This is a genomic window from Listeria sp. MAN/IMW/UF555, from assembly GCF_058684075.1.
The window spans coordinates 160,630-183,589 of the sequence record NZ_JBZWZS010000001.1; the positions used below are offsets into that span (position 1 = coordinate 160,630).

Below are 22,960 nucleotides of genomic sequence, written 5' to 3' on the forward strand. Positions count from 1 at the left end.
ATAAATATCTGGAAATAGAAATAAATATAGTGACAGATGTATAGTTTGTTCGTTATAATGAAAGATAAGACTTTTAAGGAACGGGAGAATATAAAAATTATGTTTGTAGATCAGGTTAAAATATATGTAAAAGCTGGTAATGGTGGGGACGGTATGGTAGCATTCCGTCGCGAAAAATTTGTACCAAACGGTGGTCCTGCTGGCGGTGACGGCGGTAAAGGAGCAGACGTTGTATTCGTAGTAGATGAAGGTTTGCGCACACTAGTAGATTTTCGCTTTAAACGAATCTTTAAAGCAGAACACGGCGAGCATGGCATGAGTAAAAGTATGCATGGACGCGGTGCAGAAGATTTAGTTGTCAAAGTACCACAAGGAACGATTGTGAAAGATATTGATACTGGAGAGATTATTGCTGATTTAGTGGCACATGGTCAGCGTGCAGTTATTGCAAAAGCCGGACGTGGCGGACGTGGTAACAAACGTTTTGCAACACCAGCAAATCCAGCTCCAGAACTCTCTGAAAACGGGGAGCCAGGGCAAGAACGAAATGTACAATTAGAACTTAAAGTATTAGCAGATGTTGGTTTAGTTGGTTTCCCAAGTGTTGGTAAATCTACCTTATTATCTGTTGTATCTGCAGCAAGACCAAAAATCGCTGCTTACCATTTCACGACGATTGTTCCTAATTTAGGAATGGTTGATGCGGGAGATGGACGTAGTTTTGTTATGGCTGATTTACCAGGTCTAATTGAAGGGGCTAGCCAAGGTGTTGGTCTAGGACATCAATTCCTACGCCATATCGAAAGAACTCGAGTTATCGTACATGTAATTGATATGTCTGGTTCAGAAGGTCGCGTACCTTATGAAGATTATATGGCAATCAATAATGAACTAGAACAATATAACTTACGCTTAATGGAACGTCCACAAATCATCGTAGCGAACAAAATGGATATGCCGGACGCGGAAGAAAATCTAAAAGAGTTTAAAACTAAAATCGCTGAAGATATTCCGGTATTCCCGATTTCCGCAGTAACAAAAACGGGTCTACGTGAATTACTTCTTGCAATTGCAGATAAATTAGAAACAACCCCAGAATTCCCACTCAATGAAATTCTGGAACAAGAAGATGAAGATACAGTTCTTTACAAGTATGTTGCTGAAGAACCTGACTTTGAAATTACAAGAGAGCCAGATGGTACATTCGTACTTAGCGGTGCCAAAATTGAACGCTTATTCACTATGACTAACTTCGAACGGGATGCTTCTATTAGCCGTTTTGCGCGTCAACTTCGTGCAATGGGTGTTGATGAAGCACTTAGAAAACGTGGAGCTAAAGACGGAGACATTGTTCGCTTACTTGATTATGAATTTGAATTTATGGATTAAAAAAAGTGCTGCGCCAATCAATTGGCGCACGCTTTTTTCCTAGCTACAATAAAAAGGAGAGTTGAAAATGAAAATTGCTTATTTAGGCCCAGCAGCATCTTTTACTCATGCAGCAGCAGCGAAAGCTTTTCCAAAAGAAGAGATGGTTGCTAAAAGCACTATTCCTGATTGCATTATGGCAATCGAAAAAGAAGATGTGGACGTGGCGGTTGTCCCAATTGAAAATACTATTGAAGGAAGCGTCAATATTACGCTAGACTATTTATTTCATTTTTCAAGTGTCCCTGTTGTGGCGGAAATTGTTTTACCGATTGCGCAACATTTAATGGTTCATCCAGCTCATAAAGCAACTTGGAAATCCGTGCAAAAAGTAATGTCGCATCCGCAGGCTCTTGCCCAGTGTCATACGTTCCTTCAGGCAGAACTTTACGGGGTAGAGCGTGAAGTAACACCTTCGACAGCTTATGCGGCAAAATGGGTTAGCAATAATCCAACTGAACTTGTAGCAGCAATTGCTCCTCGGATGGCAGCCAGTGAATATGGACTAGAAATCGTTCAAGAAAATGCCCAAGATTTAGAATTGAACCAAACGAGATTTTTTGTTTTAAGTCGTAAGCCAGTTTCCATTTTATTACCAAAAGAAGAAGAAAAAACTTCGATTTCGGTCATTTTACCTAACAATATGCCGGGAGCGTTACATAAAGTATTGTCTACATTTGCTTGGCGTGACATTGACTTAAGTAAAATTGAGTCGAGACCACTTAAAACGTCATTAGGAGAATATTTTTTCTTAATAGATGTGCTTTCAGAAGGTAAAGAAACACTTGTAACGAATGCTCTTGATGAAATTAGGCTTTTAGGAGGTAAGGCGAACAAACTTGGAACTTACCATGTGCATCGCTTACAAACTACTTAAATAATGAGTTATCGTATTTTATTGCGGTAACTTTTTTTATTTGCGAATAGTTATTTTTTACGTTAAAATTTGTAGGAGAAAAGCTTTACTAAAACTTGAAGGAGTGAAACAGATGGCAGGACATTCAAAATGGAACAATATTCAAGGTCGAAAAAATGCGCAAGATTCCAAGCGTTCTAAAGTATTTCAAAAGTTAGCAAGAGAAATTTTCGTTGCAGCAAAAAAAGGCCCTGACCCGAATCTGAACCCGTCACTTCGATTAGTAATGGATAAAGCAAAAGCAGTCAATATGCCGAATGACAACATCAAACGTGCTATAGATAAAGCTGCTGGAAATACTAGCGGCGAAAATTATGATGAAGTAACGTATGAAGGGTATGCGCCAGGTGGAATTGCAGTGCTTGTCCATGCGCTTACAGATAATAAAAATCGCACAAGTACGAATGTCCGTGTTGCTTTCAATAAAAACGGTGGTAGCCTCGGGGAAACGGGAAGTGTCAGCTATATGTTTGATCGTAAGGGCTACTTAGTTATTCTAAGGGAAGGCTTAACCGTTGATGAAGAGGAGTTTATGCTAGAAGCGATTGAAGCTGGAGCAGATGATGTAGAGGTAAGTGATGACGTCTTTGAAGTGTTCACTGAACCCGGAGCATTTTCTGATGTCAAAGATGCTTTACAACAAGCTGGTTATACTTTTGCTACAGCAGAACTTTCGATGTTTCCAACTGTCTACAACGAAATTGCAGAAAACAACCAAACACAATTTGATAAAATGATGGAAGCATTAGAAGATGACGATGATGTACAAGAAGTTTATACAAACGCTGAGATAAATTAAGTCAAAACACCCCTTTTGTGCAATCTGAATGGGGTGTTTTATATGAATCAAGAGGAGGAAATAAAAATGAAACCACGTAAAGTTATGATAATTGGGGCAGGTAATGTAGGGTCGGCAGCGGCTCACGCATTTGTTAACCAAAAATTTGTAGAGGAGTTAATCCTTGTTGATTTAAATAAAGAACGTGTGGAAGGAAATCGGAAGGACTTGGCAGATGCAGCAGCATTTATGTCCGGTAAGATGGATATTTCAGTTCGTGAAGCAAGTGATTGCGCAGATGTCGATATTGCAGTAATTACAGTGACAGCGGGACCATTAAAAGAAGGGCAAACACGTTTAGACGAACTAAGAAGCACATCAAGAATAGTGGCGAGTATTGTTCCTGAAATGATGAAAGGCGGCTTTAAAGGTATTTTCTTAATTGCCACAAATCCTTGTGACATCATTACGTATCAAGTTTGGAAATTATCTGGACTACCAAGAGAGCAGGTGCTTGGAACTGGAGTTTGGCTTGATACAACAAGATTACGCCGTTTATTAGCAGAGAAATTAGATATTGCTGCTCAAAGTATCGATGCATTTATTTTAGGCGAACACGGTGATTCGCAGTTCCCTGTCTGGTCACATTCCTCGATATACGGTAAACCAGTAAATGAATATAGTATGGAAAAACTCGGAGAATCCCTTGATTTAAAATTAATTGGTGAAACTGCCCGTGATACTGGCTTTGAAATATATCATCAAAAAGGCTGCACTGAATACGGGATTGCTGGAACTATTGTAGAGATTTGCCGCCATATTTTCAGCGGTAGTCAGCGTGCTCTAACTGTTTCTTGTGTTCTTGATGGCGAATATGGTCAAACTGGTTTAGCAATCGGCGTTCCAGCAGTTTTAAGCCAAAATGGTGTAAAAGAAATTATTTCCTTAAAATTAAACGAACAAGAGCAACAAGCATTTGACCATTCAGCTGCTGTAATCAAGGAAAATATAAAATCTATATAAGAAGTCAATAATATTATTATGTAAACTAAAAAACGATTTCCTTTTATGAACAAAAACTAGTACAGATGTTCCTTTTTATGCTATCATATAATGTATGACGTGAAATGAAGAGAGGACGAATAAATTGTACGATTACATAAAAGGAATAGTAAAAACGATTACACCAGAATATATTGTTGTCGAAACAGGACAAATCGGCTATCAAATAATTACAGGAAACCCATTTTCCTTTCAACGATTAGAAGGTACTGAAGCACAAGTCTTTTTGTATCAACATGTGCGGGAAGACAACATTTCCTTGTTTGGTTTCCAGTCAACAGAAGAACGTTATCTGTTCAAAAAATTATTAAGCGTTTCAGGTATTGGGCCAAAAAGTGCGCTAGCTATTATAGCTTCTGGAGATGTAGTACCACTTATTACTGCAATCGAATCAGAAGATGATGTTTATTTAACTAAATTTCCAAGTGTCGGTAAAAAAACAGCACGTCAAATTATCCTTGATTTAAAAGGTAAACTAGCAGATGTAGTTGCAAGTGAAATCGTCTATAAAGCTGCAGAAAACGATATTGTTACGGGGCTTTCACCGCAACTAGAGGAAGCTGTTTTAGCGCTCGAAGCACTTGGTTACAGTACGAGAGAACTAAAAAAAGTTATACCAAAAATGGCAAAAGAAAACGACTTAACAAGCGATGCATACATCAAGCTAGCACTGCGATTAATGACAAAATAGAGAGGAGCTTGTGGCATGGATGAACGAATTATTTCAAGTGAAACGGTAGACGCAGAAGAAGTATCTTTTGAAACTAGTTTGCGGCCACAGACCCTTTCACAATATATTGGGCAAGACAAAGTAAAGAATAACTTAACTGTCTTTATTGAAGCTGCCACACTCCGAAATGAAGCGCTGGATCATGTGCTTTTATATGGACCTCCTGGACTCGGTAAAACAACCCTTGCGATGGTCATTGCTTCTGAAATGGGGAGCGAAATTAAGACAACGAGTGGACCTGCGATTGAACGCCCAGGTGACTTGGCGACTATTTTGACAAGTTTAGAACCAGGTGACGTTTTATTTATTGATGAAATCCACCGTTTATCGCGAGCAATTGAAGAAATTTTATATCCAGCAATGGAGGATTATTGTTTGGATATTGTTATTGGAACAGGACCTACCGCGCGTTCTGTTCGCTTAGATTTGCCGCCATTTACGCTGATTGGAGCGACAACTCGGGCGGGACTTTTATCGGCACCACTTAGAGACCGCTTTGGTGTAATTGACCATTTAGAATTTTACACGGAAGAGCAATTAACCGAAATTGTCCTTAGAACGTCTGGGATATTGGATACGAAAATCGATGACCTTGGTGCACGTGAAATTGCAAGACGGTCAAGGGGAACCCCGCGGATTGCTAATCGGCTATTGAAGCGTGTTCGTGACTTTGCGCAAGTTAGAGGGAACGGCACAGTTACTGAAAAATTGGCAAAAGAGGCACTGACACTACTTCAAGTGGATCCAAGAGGACTTGATACGATTGACCAAAAGCTACTTCATACGATTATTCAATCATTTAGAGGTGGTCCTGTTGGTTTAGATACAATCGCAGCAAGCATTGGTGAAGAGCGCGAAACCATTGAAGATATGCAAGAACCCTATTTACTACAAATCGGTTTTCTACAAAGAACCCCGCGAGGACGAATCGCGACGGAAACAGCATACAACCATTTAGGAATAAGTTATGAAAAAGAGGTATAAAGAATGAAAGTAGAAGATTTCGATTTTGATTTACCAGAAGAATTAATTGCGCAAACCCCATTACTTGACCGGACTTCAAGCCGACTAATGGTACTTGATAAAGAATCAGGTGAGATAAAAGATCAACATTTTACTGATATAATTAGTTATTTAAATAAAGGAGATGCACTAGTATTAAACGATACGCGTGTTCTTCCAGCTAGGCTTCATGGAATTAAAGATGAAACTGGCGCTCATATTGAAGTATTACTTTTAAAACAAAAAGAAGGCAATGCTTGGGAAACTTTGGTAAAACCTGCAAAAAGAATTCGTAAAGGTGCTACTATTACCTTTGGGGATGGGGCGTTAAAAGCTACTTGTTTAGAAGAACTTGAGCACGGTGGCCGAATTCTTGAATTTTCTTATGAAGGTATTTTTTATGAAGTATTGGAGCAACTTGGTGAAATGCCACTGCCTCCATACATTAAAGAGCAACTTGCAGATCAAGATCGTTATCAAACAGTTTACGCGAAAGAAAATGGTTCTGCAGCAGCGCCAACTGCCGGCCTTCATTTCACGGAAGAGTTATTAGCGCAAATTAGTGCTAAAGGTGTAGAAATAATATTTGTAACTCTGCATGTTGGCCTTGGTACATTCCGCCCAGTAGACGTGGAAGATACTCAAAACCACAAAATGCATTCTGAATTTTATCGTTTAACCGAAGAATCTGCTGACCGAATTAATAAAATCAAATCAACTGGCGGAAAAGTGGTTGCGGTCGGAACAACTTCCATTCGTACTTTAGAAACGATTGCGAGTCGTCATGATGGAAAACTAATTGCAGAATCAGGTTGGACAGATATTTTCATTTCTCCAGGATATGAATTCCAGGCAGTAGATGCGTTAATTACTAATTTCCATTTACCAAAATCGACATTGATTATGCTTGTATCCGCTTTATCTGATCGCACTAAAATATTAGCAGCCTATAACCATGCGGTAGAACAACAATATCGCTTCTTTAGTTTTGGCGATGCAATGTTTATTCATTAATTTGCGAAAAAAATAACAGAAAAGCTTGTTTTCATCGGTAATTTTCGTTATGCTAGTGAATAGAGTAAATTAGAAAGAGGTAACACATGTCTGCGATTCGTTATGAACTAATAAAAACAGATAAACAAACTGGTGCTCGTCTTGGTAAAATTCATACACCACACGGCACATTTGATACACCCATGTTTATGCCAGTTGGAACACTTGCAACGGTAAAAACAATGTCGCCCGAAGAATTAAAAGCGATGGGCGCAGGTATTATTTTAAGTAACACCTATCATTTATGGTTACGTCCCGGAGAAGAATTAATTCGAGAAGCGGGCGGGCTACATAAGTTTATGAACTGGGACCAACCAATCTTAACGGATTCAGGCGGTTTTCAGGTGTTTAGTTTGAGTAAAATGCGTGATATTAAAGAAGAGGGCGTTCATTTCCGCAACCATTTAAACGGAGATAAACTTTTCTTATCACCAGAAAAAGCAATCCAAATTCAAAATGCGCTTGGATCGGACATTATGATGAGCTTTGATGAATGTCCGCCGTATCCAGCGTCTCATGAATATATGAAAAAATCAGTAGAAAGAACATCACGCTGGGCTGAACGTGGCTTAAAAGCACACGAAAGACCAGAAGACCAAGGTTTATTTGGTATCGTCCAAGGTGGAGCTTACGAAGACTTACGCGCTCAAAGTGCTAAAGATTTAGTATCTCTAGACTTCCCTGGATACTCCATTGGTGGATTGTCTGTCGGTGAACCTAAAGACGTGATGAATCGCGTTTTGGAACACACTACACCACTATTACCAGCTAATAAACCGCGTTATCTAATGGGCGTAGGTTCGCCTGACTCATTAATTGATGGCGTAATTCGAGGAGTGGACATGTTTGACTGTGTTCTTCCCACACGTATTGCACGTAATGGTACTTGTATGACATCTAGTGGTCGCTTAGTTATTAAAAACGCTAAGTTCACACATGATTTCCGTCCTATCGATGAAAATTGCGATTGTTATACATGTAAAAATTACTCACGTGCATACATTAGACACTTGATTCGTTGTGAAGAAACATTTGGAATTAGACTTACAACTTATCATAATCTTCATTTTCTGTTAAACTTAATGAAGCAAGTCCGTGGCGCTATTATGGAAGATCGTCTTGCTGATTTTAGGGAAGAATTTTTTGAGCAATATGGATTTAATCGTCCTGATGCAAAAAATTTCTAAATATATATATAGTATCGAAAGGAGTTGGAAAATATGGGCGGTATTGTAACATTTATACCAATTATCTTGATGATCGTTTTGTTCTATTTCTTACTAATCAGACCTCAACAAAAACGTCAAAAAGAAGTACAAAATATGCAAAGTAGTTTAGCAAAAGGTGATAAAATTATTACTATTGGTGGACTTCACGGTATTGTTGAAGCAATTGAAGATGGCACAGTCATTTTGAAATGCGGAAACAGCAAATTAACTTTTGACCGTAATGCAATCAGAACTGTACTTGAAAAAGGTAATACAGTTTCTAATCCAGTTGTAGCAGAAACAACTTCTGATGACACTGAAGTTGTAGAAGACAACAAATAATACTTGAAATAAAAATGCCATTTCCCTTTAAACGGTGGAGTGGCATTTTTTAAACATAAAAATAGAGCTTATACTTTCCATTTAAGCTTTTTTTAGATAAAATGGGAATATGCTTATTGTTTAAGAAAGGGGATGACTTGATGACGGATACATTTTCGGCTTGGTATGAGGATTTAGAACCAGCGATATTAATCAAAGTGGAAGATTTTCATATTCTAGGCTACCGAGAAATCAAGGCTAGTCACATTTGGGCGTTTTTAACAGAGGAAAAGTGGAAGAATAACCCAGCCCCAGCATTGCATGAAAGAATAAATGATGTCATGCAAATGAAAATTGGACAATTAATGCAGTTTATTATGACAACAGCTGAACAAGAATCTAATAACCATGTTGCTCAAGCGGAAAATTCGCTTCAACCAAATGTGGAAGATTAACAGCCTGCTGACGAATACTTAAATAGTAAGTTAAGTACATAAAATCATTAAGTATTAGTTGTTAGACTGGGATTTGTTATGGTTTAGATGAGGGAGGAACGAAACAGAAATGGTAAAAAAGAGTAAGATAGTTATTTTCTTTCTAGTAGTTGCAATTATCTTCGGTGCTGTATTTGGTACCGCGAAAATGGTTATGCAAAATATTAATCTTGGCTTAGATCTTCAAGGGGGATTTGAAGTTCTATATGAAGTGTCTCCAGCTGATGGTAAAGGAACTGTTTCTAAGCAAACATTAACAGATACGGTTACTTCACTTGATAAACGGGTCAATTCATTAGGTGTTGCGGAACCAAGTATTCAAATCGAAGGAAATAACCGCATCCGTGTCCAACTTGCTGGGGTAACTGACCAAGCAGAAGCACGAAAAATGTTATCAACTACTGCCCAGTTATCATTTAGAGATGCAAATGACAAAATGATGATGAATGGTAGTGACTTGGTTGCAGGTGGCGCCAAACAAGCTTTCGATTCTAGCAATAATCCCATCGTTACTTTAAAACTAAAAAGCGCAGATAAATTTGCTAGCGTAACAAAAACTATTCTAGCAGAAGCACCTGACAATCAATTAGTTATTTGGTTAGACTGGAAAGAAGGACAAAAATACAAAACAGAACGTGAAAAGAAAAATCCAGCTTACTTATCTGCACCAAATGTAAGTAGTGTTCTTGATACAGATAAAGTAGAAATTTCCGGAAGTTTTACAACCGAAGAAGCAAAAGATTTAGCTGAATTGTTAAACTCTGGCGCACTTCCTGTAAAAATGACTGAAGTTTACTCTACATCTGTTGGCGCACAGTTTGGTCAAGATGCATTACAAGAAACTATTTTAGCTGGTATTATCGGGGTTATGGCTATCTTTATTTTCATGATGGCTGTTTACCGTCTACCGGGTGTTATCGCATCTATTACATTAGTTGCTTACACTTATTTAGTTCTATTAATACTAAGCTTACTCAATGCCACACTTACTTTACCAGGTATTGCAGGTTTAATTCTGGGTATAGGTATGGCTGTTGACGCAAACGTTATAACATACGAGCGAATAAAAGAAGAAATCAAGGTCGGAAGGTCGACAAAAGCAGCATTTGAAGTCGGTGGAAAAGAAGCATTCCGTGCGATTTTAGATGGTAACTTAACGACACTGATTGTTGCTGCAGTTCTTTTCTACTTCGGTACAAGCTCTATCAAAGGGTTTGCTACAGTTCTAATCATTAGTATTCTAGTCAGCTTCCTAACAGCTGTTTGGGGTTCAAGATTCTTACTAGGATTACTCGTGAAAAGCAATTGGCTTAACAACAAACCAGGTTTCTTTGCAGTTAAACGAAAAGATATTCATAACTTACATGAAGGTATTAACAGCTTTAGCTTAAAAACGCACTTTGATCGTTATGACTTTGTAAAACATCATCGTCTATTTTTATCTATATTTGCTGCAATAGTTATCGTTGGTATTGTTATACTATCCATCTTTAAATTAAATCTTGGGATTGACTTTGCCAGCGGGACTCGAGCAGAAGTTACAGCTAATCAAACATTGACTGAGACGCAAATTAAGAAAGATTTAGATGCGATTGATATGCCATCGAATGATATTGTGTTCCAAGGCTCAGGATCGAAAACAGCTGTTGTGTCTTACAAAGGAACCTTATCACAAAATGATGTAGCTAAATTTAAAGATTACTTTGAAGATAAGTATAAGCACGAACCAAGCATTAGTACAGTTTCCCCGACAGTTGGGAAAGAACTTGCTAAAAATGGCTTCTGGGCCCTTGGTGTGGCTTCTGTCTTAATCGTGTTATATATCGCTGTTCGATTTGAATTCTATATGGGGATTGCAGCGATACTTTCACTGCTATTCGACGCCTTTATTATCTTCATCTTCTTTAGTGTTACAAGACTTGAGGTTGACTTAACATTTATTGCAGCGGTTCTGACGGTTATCGGTTATTCCATAAATGATACGATAGTCACCGCCGACCGGATACGAGATATTAGCATGAAGATGCAACGCTTTAAAACAAAAGAAGAGATTGCAGATGCTGTTAATAAAGCATTACGTCAAACATTCACTCGTTCCATTAATACAATTCTAACAGTTATCTTTACTGTACTTGCACTTGTATTATTTGGTAGTGAATCGATTCTTAACTTCTCCATTGCTTTACTAGTTGGATTGGTTTCAAGTGTATTCTCATCCATCTTCATGGCAATGCAATTATGGTACGTATTTAAAGCAAGACAGTTACGTAAAAAAGGTCCGATTAGTACGGTTAAAAAGAAAAAACCACGTAATAATGGACAACCTGTAGTTTAAAAAAATGGCCGAATTTCATAAAATGAAGTTCGGCTGTTTTTAATAGACTTGAAACGGGTAAATAATAAGATAATTGTTGCGAGGAGGAGAGAGAGGATGAAAGAAAACAAAGTTCAATGGCAAGTGATTGTGGGGATTATTCTAGCACTTATTATTGCGATATTTGCAGTTATTAATGTAGACCCAGTTGAAGTCAACTTTTTATTTGCTCAAGCTGAGTGGCCGTTAATTTTAATTATTATAGGTTCTGTACTAGTTGGTTGTTTAATTATCTTTTTCTTAAACATTGCCAAATCACGTGGCATGAAGAAAAGAGTAAAGCAATTAACTGCTGAAAAAACAGAGCTAGAACGTCAATTAGCAGCTGCAAAATCGATGAAAACACATTCATCTAATGTAGAAAAACGCGATACTGAAAATACAGTAGAGCCAATTAAATAATAAAGAAGACGCTAACTTACTTAGTTAGCGTTTTTGTTTGGAAGATTCCTCTTGGTTTTTCTAGCAATTTTAGATATAATAGGAAGGTTGAGAGGTGGGGTAAAGTGATTCATTCAAAATACTTATGGAATATCGAGGAAGCAAGCGACGAGAAAGCTAGCCAACTAGCCGAACAATTAAAAATCTCGCTTCCACTTGCAAAATTACTTTGGAAAAGAAAAATTACAACGCAAGGACAATTCGATAAATTTTTCCACCCAGAGAAATATGAAAGTTACGACCCATTTTTACTTGCAGAAATGGACCTTGCTGTTGCTCGAATTAAACAAGCAATTGACTTAAATGAGCAGATTTTAGTCTACGGAGATTATGATGCTGATGGTGTGACAAGTATTGCTGTTTTAATGAAGACACTACGACATTTAGGAGCAAATGCCGAATTTTATATTCCAAATCGTTTTACAGAAGGATATGGACCAAATGTTGCAGCATTTGATATGGCGAAAAACCAAGGTGTTGATCTCATCATTACGGTGGATAATGGAATTGCCGCACTAGAAGTGATGACGCATGCGAAAGAAATCGGGCTAGATGTCATTGTTACGGATCACCATGAACCGCGTGAAGTCATGCCAGATGCTATTGCAGTAATTCATCCAAAGCATCCTAAATCTGCGTATCCATTTGATGAACTTGCTGGAGTCGGTGTTGCTTATAAATTATCTCATGCCCTTCTTGGTGAGGAACCGAAAGAATTACTGGATCTAGTAGCAGTTGGGACAGTAGCGGATTTAGTTTCTTTAACGGATGAAAACCGACTTTTAGTTCAATTAGGGTTACGCCAATTACGTGAAAATGCTAACTTAGGACTTGCTGTTTTAGCGAAAAAAGCAAGTTTGAAATTAGAAGAAGCTACAGAAGAAACAATCGGATTTGGACTTGCGCCACGACTTAATGCTGTCGGCCGGCTTGGTCCTGCTGATCCTGCCGCGGATTTACTTTTAACCGAGGATCCAGAAGAAGCGCTTTTCTTAGCGGAAGAGATTGATGATGCTAATAAAGAACGGAAACAAGTGGTTGTAGATGTGACGAAATTAGCGATGGCTGCAATCGAGGCAAAAGAATCGCTTGGAAATATCATTGTTGTCTCCGGAGAAGGCTGGAATACTGGTATTTTAGGGATTGTCGCTTCAAAATTAGTTAGCGTTTATTCTCGACCGGCTATCGTACTTGGCATTGATCCAGTGACTGGTGTAGCAAAAGGATCAGGACGTAGTGTAGAAGCTTTTCACTTGTATCAAGCGTTAGATAAGCATCGTTCATTAATGACAGCTTTCGGTGGCCATCCAATGGCTGCGGGTCTTACTTTACCAGCAGAAAACTTAGCTGAACTTGATAACAAGCTACAAGAAGAAGCTAGTCACCTTTCCGATGAAGATTTCCGACCTGCTTTGAAAATAGAAGAAAAAATAAACCTTGCAGATATTTCTGTTTCTTTTATAGCGCAATTAGAAAAATTAGCGCCGTTTGGAATGGATAATCCAAAACCAATTTTCCTTTTAGAAGAGATGAATTTAAAAGGTACTAAAAGAATTGGGGCAGATAAAACTCATTTAAAAACGATGCTTGCAAATGAAGATAGTGATGTAACTTTAGATGCTATTGGTTTTGGTGTAGGAGACTTAGTGGAGAAAATATCGCCTCATGCAGCAGTAGTTGTTGTCGGTGAGCTGTCTATTAATGAGTGGAATAATATTAAAAAGCCACAACTTCGAATGATGGATATTCACATCCCGCACTGGCAACTTTTTGATGTGCGGAATAAAGCTGAATGGTCTAGAATTTTACAAGAACGAAATGAGCAGCGACTTTTTGTTTGCTTTGAAGAAAGAACAGTTACAACCCTCGCGGAACAAAAATATATATTGGTCGATGAAACGAAAGGTTTTACAGCAGATTTTCAAACTGAGGAATTAGTTTTTGCTGATATGCCGGCGAAAGTAGAGCTAATAGAAGAAATTGTACGCGAAACAAAACCAGAGCGAATCTTTGTTCATTTTGATGCTTCTGAAGGTAATCAAATCCCAGCAATACCTGATCGGGGAGCATTTGCTGAACTATATAGCTTAATAAAAAAATTCCAACCATTTCCAATCGAAAAATACACTCCTAGGCTTATACAAAAGTTTGGCTGGAACAAAGAACAAATAGATTTCATGTCAAAGGTGTTTTTTGATTTAGAATTTGCTAAAATGGATAGTGGTCAGATTATTATTAACCATGTTGTTGAAAAACGTAATTTGGACGAATCCATAGTTTATCAACAAAAGATAGAAGAAATAACTACTAGAAAAAAACTGTTATACTCCAATTATACTGAGCTTCATAGTTGGATGAAATCAATGATGGAAACATCAATTTACCCGAATGCGGAGGAACTAGAAAATGGAAATTAAAGATTTACAAGATTACGTAGCGATTGTGAACGATTGGCCGAAAAAAGGTATTGTTTTTAAAGACATTACGCCACTTATGAATGACGGCGAGGCATATCGTTTTGCTACGGATAAAATCGTGGAATATGCAAAAGAATTAAAAATCGATATTATTGTAGGACCGGAAGCACGTGGCTTTATTATTGGTTGTCCTGTGGCTTATGCGCTTGGAATAGGTTTTGCTCCAGTTCGTAAACCAGGTAAACTTCCACGTGAAACGATTGAAATGGAATATGATTTAGAATATGGAACAAATAAATTATCCATGCATAGTGATGCCATCAAACCTGGTCAACGCGTTTTAATCACAGATGATTTACTAGCAACTGGTGGAACAATTGAAGCTACAATCAAACTAGTAGAAGAACTAGGCGGTATTGTTGCTGGTTGTGCTTTCCTAATCGAACTAAAAGAATTAGAAGGACATAAAAAATTAAATGGTTACGATCGTTTAATTCTAATGAAATTATAAAAAACGAACTACTCCTGATATTTTAGGAGTAGTTTTTTTCATAAAAATCTCTAAACCACTAGAAAATGTGGAAAAACAAGGAAAAGTGCTTTATAAACAAACAAGCGTCATGCTATAATATTATACAAGAATCTTTTTAGGAACACTCAGTTATTGGGTGTTTTTAAGTTGGATATATGACAAAGAAATAAGAGGGTGAATGTAAATGGCGAAAGAACAAAATCTGACAGCTGAGCAAGTCATCGATATGGCTTCTCATTATATGAATCAGGAACATCTTGCGCTTGTAAAAAAAGCGTATGAATTTGCGCGCGATTCTCATAAAGAACAATTTCGTAAATCAGGTGAGCCGTATATTATTCATCCAATTCAAGTCGCTGGTATTTTAGTAGAACTGAAAATGGATCCATCGACTGTTGCTTCAGGGTTTCTACATGATGTCGTAGAAGATACACCCGTTACACTAGCTGATTTAGAAGAAGTTTTTGGCGAGGAAGTTGCCATGCTAGTGGATGGCGTTACAAAACTAGGTAAAATTAAATATAAATCGCATGAAGAGCAACAAGCTGAAAACCACCGGAAAATGTTTATTGCAATGGCGCAAGATATTCGTGTCATTTTAATAAAACTTGCCGATCGATTACACAATATGCGTACCTTAAAACATTTACCAGTCGAGAAGCAACGTAGAATTGCGAATGAAACCTTAGAAATATTCGCTCCACTAGCGCATCGTTTAGGGATTTCACGAGTTAAATGGGAATTAGAAGATACCGCGTTACGTTATTTAAATCCACAACAATATTACCGTATTGTCCATTTAATGAAGCAAAAAAGAGATGCCAGAGAGCGCTATTTGCATGATGTTATAGACGGGGTAAATGAAAACCTGGACGAATTAAATATTCAAGCTGATATTTCTGGAAGACCGAAACATATTTATTCTATTTACCGGAAAATGTCGGAGCAAAATAAGCAATTTAACGAAATTTATGATTTGCTTGCAGTCCGTATTGTTGTTAGTAGTATTAAAGATTGTTATGCTGTGCTTGGGATTATTCATACGCGCTGGAAACCGATGCCAGGTCGTTTTAAAGACTATATTGCAATGCCAAAATCTAATATGTATCAATCCATTCATACGACGGTTATTGGACCACAGGGCGAACCACTCGAAGTGCAAATCAGAACCCATGAAATGCACCAAATCGCTGAATATGGGGTCGCTGCTCACTGGGCGTATAAAGAAGGCAAAGTCGTTAATTCAAAAACTTCTTTTGATAACAAGCTTACTTGGTTCCGCGAAATTTTAGAATATCAAAACGAATCGGATAATGCGGAAGAGTTCATGGAAAGCTTAAAACTCGATTTATTTTCTGATGTTGTTTATGTCTTCACGCCAAAAGGAGATGTATACGAATTACCAAATGGCTCAGTTCCACTTGATTTTGCTTATCGTGTCCATACCGAAATTGGAAACAAAACAATCGGTGCAAAAATCAACGGAAAAATTGTCACACTAGATTATAAATTAAAAACAGGCGATATTATTGATATTTTAACATCCAAACATTCTTATGGACCAAGCCGTGACTGGTTAAAATTAGTTCAAACTTCACAAGCCCGCAACAAAATCAAGCAATTTTTCAAACGACAAGCAAAAGAAGAAAACGTTGAAAAAGGCCGCGATTTAGTTGAAAAAGAAATTAGACAGCTTGGATTTGAACCGAAAAAAATCATGGTGACTGAAAATCTTCGCAAGTTAGCTGATAAGTTGAACTTTTCTCATGAAGATGATCTTTTTGCAGCGGTTGGTTATAATGGCATTACTGCTTTACAGGTTGCTAATCGCTTAACAGAGAAACTGCGGAAAGAGCGGGAACTTGAAGCTGAAACGGAAAAACTATTAACACAAGCAGAAAATAAACCGTCTAATTCAGATGCTAATAACGAGAAGCTGAAGATTAAACATAATGCCGGTGTCGTAGTTCAAGGGGTAGGAAACTTATTAATTCGTCTTTCTAGATGCTGTAATCCAGTGCCTGGTGATGATATTGTAGGTTATATTACAAAAGGGCGCGGTATTTCCATTCACCGCCAAGACTGCCCGAACGTCCAAGCGATTGAACCAGAACGTTTAATAGAAGTAGACTGGGAAGATACAGATTCGCAAGCAAAAAATGACTATAATGTTGATATTGAAATTTATGGTTATAATCGTAACGGCTTGCTAAATGATATTCTTCAAGTTATTAATAGCTTGACCTCCAATATTAATGGAGTCAATGCAAAAGTAGACAACAATAAAATGGCAACCCTCGTTGTCACACTACAAATTCATAATATTAATCACTTACAGCGAGTTGTGGATAAGATAAAACAAATTCCAGATGTTTATACAGTTAGAAGATTAATGAATTAAAGGAGTGGAAAAGAAGTGCGTGTGCTACTACAAAGATGTTATGAAGCTTCCGTCCGTGTTGAAGGGGAAATTATTAGTGAAATTGCTGGAGGTCTATGTCTATTAGTTGGGTTTACTCATAGTGATACTGAAGAAACAGTAGAATACATGGCAAAAAAAATTATTGGGTTACGAGTTTTTGAAGATGAATCAGAGAAAATGAATATTTCTTTAGCCGAACGGGGAGGCGCGATTCTCAGCGTTTCACAATTCACCTTATATGCGGATGTTAGTAGAGGCAAACGCCCAAGCTTTACAAAATCTGCTCCTGGAGAAAAGGCGGAAGGATTGTACAATTTATTTAATAACAAACTTTCCGATGCAGGATTTATAGTTGAAACTGGTGTGTTTGGTGCATTTATGGACGTGAAAATTGTCAATAATGGCCCAGTTACTATTATGCTCGACTCTGAAGAAATGCGAAAATAAAAAAGCAATCATTCTGGTGATATTTCATCACTGGAATGATTGCTTTTTTTAGTTAGAAAAATAATTAGATAATCCATCAGTTACTGAATCAGCAATTTGGCTTCTATAAGATGCCGAATTAATGTTTCGTTCGTCTTTTGCAGAACTCAAGTAACCAAGTTCTAGAAGGACAGCTGGTTGTGAATTTTCTCTTACTACATAATAATCGCCAACTCTTGAGCCGCGGTTAGTAGTAGGGAGATCATTTCCAAGCGTAGTATTTATACTTTCAGCGAGCGATTTATCACTATTATCATAATAATAAGTAGTCTGTCCGCTAACACCTTTGCTACTATCTTCTAAGCTATCAAAATGAATACTAATAAAGACGTCTGCTTTATTTTCTGCTGCTACATTAGTCCGAGATTTTAAGGAAACATATTTATCACTATTTCTCGTTAAAATTACTTTAGCGCCTCTTGATTCTAATTTTTCTTTCAGTTTTTTAGCTGTTTTTAAAGTCATTTCTTTTTCTATAGTACCATTAGCACCTTTTGCTCCTGGATCATTGCCGCCATGACCGGGGTCAATAACAATGGTCGCTTCGGATAATTTAGTTGTTTTACTTCGTGGGCTGGAAGTTTGGCCTTTGTCGGACACATCAACTACCCAGTTAGCAACATAACCTTCTTCTCCGCTTGTGGTACGAATTTTATACCAGTCACCTTGAACTCCTTGAATAGCGAAACCTTGGCCAGAATTGGCTTTTTCAATAACAGCGCCATCTCGTCCTGGTTTATTTCTTATGTTTGTGGAGTCATCGCGAATCGTTACTGTTTGAAGTTCGCTTTCATCTACTTTTGTTACGGATTCACGTATAGTTAAGTACTGAGAACTAACCCATGCGCTTTTACCGTTATACTGAATTTGCGCCCAACCATTTTGTTGGCTTGTAACGGTTACTTGATCACCGTTATTTAGTAATCCAAGTGATGTGCTTGAAGTACTAGGTTTTTCACGTACATTGAGTCCACCATCAGAAGAGACAATAGCAATACTGTTACTTGCTGCGCTGACATCTGTATTTTCTACTAACCAGCTAGCAACCCAGCCGCTATTTCCGTTATCTAATTGAACTTTGTACCATTGATTTTCTTCACCAACTACCCGGAGTACTTCATTTTTTCTGGCTTGGCTTGTTACATCATAGGCTAAACCAGGACCGCTGCGGACATTTAAGACTTCTGCTTTTACGATGACGGAATTCGCATTCGCCATTGCAATCGTTGTAAAAATACCTGCTGCAATCAATAAAATGGAGACAACGGTGATAAAAATGAATTTATTCTTCATTTAAAGCTAACACCACCCATATACTCATAAACTTTTATCTGACAGTAAAATGTTACCATAAAATGCGCTTTCATGGAACTAGAAAGTGGATTTTTATAAAAAAACTGACAAAATGTTGACTTTTCAGTGTGTTTTTAGTAATCTTAGAATAATTCATATTTAAAACTAGCGACAGAGAAAAGTAAGAAAATCCCTGCTATACAGAGAATTTATCCCATTTGGCTGAAAGGATAAAGATAGTCATATTTTCCGAAAAGACACTCTCGAGGTTTCTTGTTGAAAACAGTAAACAAGAACGTATTCAGGCGTTAACTGACTTAAGTGAGGACTTATTAATAGTTCTAATTAGGGTGGTACCACGGGTGTAAATAAACTCTCGTCCCTTGTTTTTATAACAAGTGACGGGGGTTTTTCTTTATATTTTTAAGGAGGGGTATGGTGATGGATTTGCAATTACCAAGAGGGACACGAGATATTTTGCCAGAAGAAGTTAGTAAATGGCATTTTTTAGAATCAGCATTTAAAAAAGTTTGTGAAAACTATCAATACGAAGAAATTAGGACGCCTATTTTTGAACACACTGAGTTATTTGAACGAGGCGTGGGTGATTCAACAGACATCGTATCTAAAGAAATGTATACTTTTCTAGATAAAGGTGGTAGAAGTCTTACATTAAGACCAGAGGGAACTGCTTCGGTCGTGCGCGCTTTTGTCGAACATAAATTATACGGCGAAGTTAGCCAACCTATTAAAATGTACTACAATGAGCCAATGTTCCGCTATGAACGTCCACAAGGCGGAAGACAACGCCAATTTACTCAAATGGGAATCGAAGCACTTGGTAGTGATGATCCTTCCATTGATGTAGAAGTTATCTCGCTTGCAATGGAGTTTTTCAGGAAAATTGGTTTAACTAATATTAAACTAGTCATTAACAGTCTTGGTGATAAAGAAAGTCGTTTAAAACACCGAGAAGCACTAGTTGCACATTTTGAACCACATATTGATGAATTTTGTGCAGAATGTCAGGTGCGTCTACACAAAAATCCACTGCGCATTTTAGATTGTAAAAAAGATCATGATAATCCGCTTATTCAATCAGCACCATCTATTTTGGATTTCTTAAATGAAGAATCAGTTGCTTATTTTGAAAATGTTAAAAAATACCTAACTGCATTAGAAATTCCATTTGAAATTGATCCAACAATGGTTCGTGGTTTAGATTATTATAATCATACAACGTTTGAAATTATGAGTGTAGAAGAAGGCTTTGGAGCGAAAACAACACTTTGCGGTGGTGGTAGGTATCACGGTTTAGTAAAAGAATTCGGTGGTCCTGACACACCAGGGATTGGATTTGGAATTGGAGTAGAGCGAATTTTACTTGCCTTAGAAAAAGCCGAAATCAATATTCCAGAAACAAAACCTTTAGAAGTATATGTAATTACTGCACAGCCAGAAGCTGAATTAAAAGCAGTGACACTTGTAAATAAATTAAGACAAAATGGAATTAGCGCAGAAAAAGATTATTTAAAACGAAAATTAAAAGCACAATTAAAAGATGCTAATAGAAAAAAAGCAATATATACCGTAATTCTAGGTGAAGAAGAGTTACAAACAGGTAATTATCAATTAAAAAATATGGAAACAGGCGAACAAGAAGCTGTTTCTGAAACTACAATTATCGAAAAACTAACAAACACCAAGGAGGAGAAATAAAATGGAAAAACGTACAAGTTACTGCGGTGAATTAAACGAAACACATATTGGTCAAAATGTTATCCTTCATGGTTGGGTGCAGAAGCGTCGCGATTTAGGTGGACTTATTTTCATTGATTTGCGCGACCGTGAAGGGATCGTGCAAGTAGTTTTTAATCCTGAATTTTCAAAAGAAGCATTGGAAATTGCAGATAGCGTTAGAAATGAATTTGTTGTTACAATCAAAGGAAAAGTTCATGCTCGCGGGGAAAAAGCGATTAACGATAAGTTAGCAACCGGTAAAGTAGAAGTTTTAGCGGAAGAAATTACTATTTTAAATGCCTCCAAAACACCGCCATTTTACATTGAAGACGGCGTGAATGTTTCTGATGAACTTCGCTTAAAATATCGCTACTTAGACTTGCGCCGCCCAGAAATGAACAATATTTTCAAAATGCGCCATACAGTAACAAGAACTTTCCGAAACAAACTAGATGCACTTGGTTTCTTTGATATTGAAACACCTTATTTAACGAAAAGCACGCCAGAAGGTGCACGTGATTATCTAGTACCAAGTCGGGTCTATCCAGGTAATTTCTATGCGCTGCCGCAATCTCCGCAAATTTTGAAACAGTTATTAATGACTGCCGGTTTTGATAAATATTATCAAATCGTACGTTGTTTCCGTGATGAAGATTTGCGCGGTGACCGTCAACCGGAATTCACACAAATCGATTTAGAAACAAGCTTTTTAACAAAAGAAGAGATTCAAGCGATTACAGAAGACATGTTGGTGGATGTTGTTAAAGAAGCGAAAAACATTACGATCGAAAAACCATTCCCACGTATGACTTATAAAGAAGCAATGAACCGTTTTGGTAGCGATAAACCAGATATTCGTTTCGGTTTAGAATTACAAAACGTTTCAGAAGTTGTAAAAGATGTTGATTTTAAAGTATTCCAATCAGCTATTGAAAACGGTGGCGAAGTAAAAGCGATTAATGCAAAAGCTGCCGCAGCTAATTTCTCTCGTAAAGATTTAGATGCATTAGGCGTTTTTGTTGCTAATTACGGGGCAAAAGGGCTAGCTTGGCTGAAAGTAGAAGCTGGTGAATTAAAAGGACCAATTGCTAAATTTTTCCCGGAAGATAAAGCAGCAGAACTACAAGCAGCACTTCAAGCTGAAGATGGCGATTTATTGCTATTTGCAGCAGATAAAGCGGATATAGTTGCAGCATCACTTGGAGCGCTTCGTAACAAGCTAGGGAAAGACTTAGATTTAATTAATGAAGATGAACTTGCTTTCCTTTGGGTAACAGATTGGCCGCTCTTTGAGTATGACGAAGAAGCAGGGCGTTATGTATCGGCGCATCATCCATTCACTTTACCAAAAGAAGAAGATATTCCACTTCTTGAAACAGATTCTTCCAAAGTAATGGCAGAAGCGTATGATATTGTTTTAAATGGTTATGAAATTGGCGGTGGTTCGCTTCGTATTTATAAAAAAGAAGTACAAGAATCGATGTTCCGCGCGCTTGGTTTCACAGACGAGTCAGCGAAAGAGCAATTTGGTTTCCTAATGGAGGCTTTAGAATATGGTACACCGCCACACGGAGGAATTGCACTTGGTTTAGACCGTATTGTAATGATTCTAGCCGGTAGAAATAACTTGCGCGACACTATCGCATTCCCTAAAACAGGAAGTGCAGTAGATCCACTAACAAACGCACCAGGTGAAGTTAGTGCAGCACAATTAGCAGAATTAAAACTAGAAACAGTGAAAAAAGAAACTAACTAAAAAAAGAAGCTGAGCGTCCGCGCTCAGCTTCTTTTTTAAAAATCATCACTTAATTCTTGAATATTTTCGACGTGCACTTTATTAACTAATAATCCTTGATTGGAATCGTTGGACCAAAATGGGCCGTCAAGTTCCTTCGCTTCACTGGAGCTGATTTTATTTTTATTATAAAAAGTGGCTTCCACATTGTAGCGATTCCCTTTTTCTACTGTATCCCAGCTCTCCTTAGAAAGCGGTAAAGTAATTGATTTGTTTCCAGCACCATCAATTTTGCCGGTGACGGTATTATTTTTATCTTTTTGATCCACCACAAAGTTAAATGTAACATCTACTTTTGACGAAGCATGTTGATAAAGGTAATAACCGCCAAAAAGTAGTATGGCTGCTAGAAGGGTGAAAATGGGGATTTTACGCATAGGGAATTTCGCGCCTCCTTATCTGTTCTAAACGTTCTTCCTTTTCCATTATAAGTGTAAAAGCTAAGAAGCGGAAGGGGTAAACGCCATT

At 37.6% G+C, this 22,960-nt stretch carries 20 protein-coding genes and 1 other annotated feature; of the genes, 18 read left to right on the plus strand and 2 right to left on the minus strand.

Features of this window, described 5'->3' with window-relative positions:
* Window positions 1-99: 99 nt before the first annotated feature.
* From obgE to dtd, 16 genes are all read left to right on the plus strand, one after another.
* A complete protein-coding gene (gene obgE / locus AC4PG8_RS00755) occupies window positions 100-1,389 on the plus strand; it encodes a GTPase ObgE (RefSeq protein WP_003767023.1) in 1,290 nt (429 codons plus the stop codon).
* A 67-nt stretch (window positions 1,390-1,456) separates the two neighbouring features.
* A complete protein-coding gene (gene pheA, locus AC4PG8_RS00760) occupies window positions 1,457-2,305 on the plus strand; it encodes a prephenate dehydratase (protein ID WP_003762407.1) in 849 nt (282 codons plus the stop codon).
* Window positions 2,306-2,417: 112 nt separating this feature from the next.
* Window positions 2,418-3,143 (plus strand): YebC/PmpR family DNA-binding transcriptional regulator, encoded by a 726-nt coding sequence (locus AC4PG8_RS00765; protein WP_003762405.1) that lies wholly within the window; start codon window positions 2,418-2,420, stop codon window positions 3,141-3,143.
* A 66-nt stretch (window positions 3,144-3,209) separates the two neighbouring features.
* Window positions 3,210-4,145, plus strand: coding sequence for an L-lactate dehydrogenase (locus AC4PG8_RS00770; RefSeq protein WP_003762403.1), 936 nt, complete (start codon window positions 3,210-3,212; stop codon window positions 4,143-4,145).
* Window positions 4,146-4,269: 124 nt separating this feature from the next.
* Window positions 4,270-4,875 carry a Holliday junction branch migration protein RuvA gene (gene ruvA, locus AC4PG8_RS00775; RefSeq protein ID WP_003762402.1) on the plus strand — a complete coding sequence of 202 codons (606 nt, stop codon included), beginning with the start codon at window positions 4,270-4,272 and terminating at the stop codon, window positions 4,873-4,875.
* A gap of 15 nt (window positions 4,876-4,890) precedes the next feature.
* On the plus strand, window positions 4,891-5,898 hold the full coding sequence (ruvB, locus tag AC4PG8_RS00780) for a Holliday junction branch migration DNA helicase RuvB (protein WP_003762401.1): 1,008 nt from the start codon (window positions 4,891-4,893) through the stop codon (window positions 5,896-5,898).
* Window positions 5,899-5,901: 3 nt separating this feature from the next.
* On the plus strand, window positions 5,902-6,930 hold the full coding sequence (queA, locus tag AC4PG8_RS00785; protein WP_492169930.1) for a tRNA preQ1(34) S-adenosylmethionine ribosyltransferase-isomerase QueA: 1,029 nt from the start codon (window positions 5,902-5,904) through the stop codon (window positions 6,928-6,930).
* 86 nt (window positions 6,931-7,016) lie between these two features.
* On the plus strand, window positions 7,017-8,156 hold the full coding sequence (tgt, locus tag AC4PG8_RS00790) for a tRNA guanosine(34) transglycosylase Tgt (RefSeq protein ID WP_003762399.1): 1,140 nt from the start codon (window positions 7,017-7,019) through the stop codon (window positions 8,154-8,156).
* Between the two features lie 33 nt (window positions 8,157-8,189).
* Window positions 8,190-8,519, plus strand: a complete 330-nt coding sequence (gene yajC / locus AC4PG8_RS00795) for a preprotein translocase subunit YajC (protein WP_153648100.1) — start codon at window positions 8,190-8,192, stop codon at window positions 8,517-8,519.
* A 140-nt stretch (window positions 8,520-8,659) separates the two neighbouring features.
* A complete protein-coding gene (locus tag AC4PG8_RS00800) occupies window positions 8,660-8,953 on the plus strand; it encodes a post-transcriptional regulator (RefSeq protein WP_003762397.1) in 294 nt (97 codons plus the stop codon).
* 109 nt (window positions 8,954-9,062) lie between these two features.
* Window positions 9,063-11,327 (plus strand): protein translocase subunit SecDF, encoded by a 2,265-nt coding sequence (secDF, locus tag AC4PG8_RS00805; protein ID WP_003771940.1) that lies wholly within the window; start codon window positions 9,063-9,065, stop codon window positions 11,325-11,327.
* A 96-nt stretch (window positions 11,328-11,423) separates the two neighbouring features.
* Window positions 11,424-11,768, plus strand: coding sequence for a LapA family protein (locus AC4PG8_RS00810; protein ID WP_003771938.1), 345 nt, complete (start codon window positions 11,424-11,426; stop codon window positions 11,766-11,768).
* Between the two features lie 104 nt (window positions 11,769-11,872).
* Entirely contained in the window at window positions 11,873-14,224 is a 2,352-nt protein-coding gene (gene recJ, locus AC4PG8_RS00815; RefSeq protein WP_492169931.1) for a single-stranded-DNA-specific exonuclease RecJ, read from the plus strand.
* Window positions 14,214-14,735 carry an adenine phosphoribosyltransferase gene (locus tag AC4PG8_RS00820; RefSeq protein WP_003723528.1) on the plus strand — a complete coding sequence of 174 codons (522 nt, stop codon included), beginning with the start codon at window positions 14,214-14,216 and terminating at the stop codon, window positions 14,733-14,735. The genes recJ and AC4PG8_RS00820 overlap by 11 nt, the downstream gene beginning before the upstream one ends.
* A gap of 205 nt (window positions 14,736-14,940) precedes the next feature.
* Window positions 14,941-17,157, plus strand: a complete 2,217-nt coding sequence (locus AC4PG8_RS00825; RefSeq protein ID WP_003762388.1) for a RelA/SpoT family protein — start codon at window positions 14,941-14,943, stop codon at window positions 17,155-17,157.
* Window positions 17,158-17,172: 15 nt separating this feature from the next.
* Window positions 17,173-17,625: a D-aminoacyl-tRNA deacylase gene (gene dtd / locus AC4PG8_RS00830; protein ID WP_003762386.1), complete on the plus strand. Its 453-nt coding sequence runs from the start codon at window positions 17,173-17,175 to the stop codon at window positions 17,623-17,625.
* A 48-nt stretch (window positions 17,626-17,673) separates the two neighbouring features.
* Here the strand turns inward: dtd and AC4PG8_RS00835 are convergent, their stop codons facing one another.
* Window positions 17,674-18,957 (minus strand): N-acetylmuramoyl-L-alanine amidase family protein, encoded by a 1,284-nt coding sequence (locus tag AC4PG8_RS00835; RefSeq protein ID WP_045553064.1) that lies wholly within the window; start codon window positions 18,955-18,957, stop codon window positions 17,674-17,676.
* 159 nt (window positions 18,958-19,116) lie between these two features.
* Window positions 19,117-19,344 (plus strand) — a binding site (T-box leader).
* Window positions 19,345-19,398: 54 nt separating this feature from the next.
* On the opposite strand from AC4PG8_RS00835, the gene hisS reads away from it, so the two are divergent.
* Both hisS and aspS read left to right on the plus strand, forming a co-directional pair.
* Complete coding sequence (gene hisS / locus AC4PG8_RS00840; RefSeq protein WP_033838177.1) at window positions 19,399-20,676, plus strand: histidine--tRNA ligase; 1,278 nt, start codon at window positions 19,399-19,401, stop codon at window positions 20,674-20,676.
* A 1-nt stretch (window position 20,677) separates the two neighbouring features.
* Window positions 20,678-22,453, plus strand: coding sequence for an aspartate--tRNA ligase (gene aspS / locus AC4PG8_RS00845; protein WP_185539870.1), 1,776 nt, complete (start codon window positions 20,678-20,680; stop codon window positions 22,451-22,453).
* A gap of 35 nt (window positions 22,454-22,488) precedes the next feature.
* Here the strand turns inward: aspS and AC4PG8_RS00850 are convergent, their stop codons facing one another.
* Window positions 22,489-22,869: a hypothetical protein gene (locus tag AC4PG8_RS00850; protein ID WP_003762380.1), complete on the minus strand. Its 381-nt coding sequence runs from the start codon at window positions 22,867-22,869 to the stop codon at window positions 22,489-22,491.
* Between the last annotated feature and the right edge of the window lie 91 nt (window positions 22,870-22,960).